Raw genomic sequence first — 375 nt, 5'->3', positions numbered from 1 at the left:
GCTGCTCATCGCTGACATCCTTGAGTTCACGCTCGATGCCATACAGTTTGTTAATGCATGCCAGTGCAACATCAGCGCGGCCCGTTTTGCCTTGAGGCTGCACTTTCTTTGCCTCCACGAACTTGCGCCGTACATGGGCCATGCACGCCAGACGTTCCACACCCGGTTGCAACGCCAAAGCGTTATAGCCCGCGTAATCGTCAGTCATCACGTAGCCCCGATAACTCTCCAGCAGGCACAGCGGCACCTCCTGCGCACGGCTGGTGGTGTAGTCGAACAGGACGACTTTTCGGTCTGGTGGGCCGCTGGCCTGTACCCACATCCAGGATTGGCTGGTCGGGTCACGATCCGGCTCTTTTAGTACCTGGACTCGGG

Annotated in this window: 1 protein-coding gene; it reads right to left on the bottom strand. The window is 58.4% G+C overall.

The features are described 5' to 3' along the window. On the bottom strand, nt 1-375 hold a 375-nt coding region (locus RGM3321_RS00075; RefSeq protein ID WP_244391000.1), incomplete at both ends, for an IS66 family transposase.

This window comes from Pseudomonas sp. RGM 3321, assembly GCF_022836805.1.
In the GTDB taxonomy this organism is placed as follows: domain Bacteria; phylum Pseudomonadota; class Gammaproteobacteria; order Pseudomonadales; family Pseudomonadaceae; genus Aquipseudomonas.
Note: the sequence above shows the minus strand (reverse complement) of the source record. Positions and strands in the feature narration are given on the sequence as shown.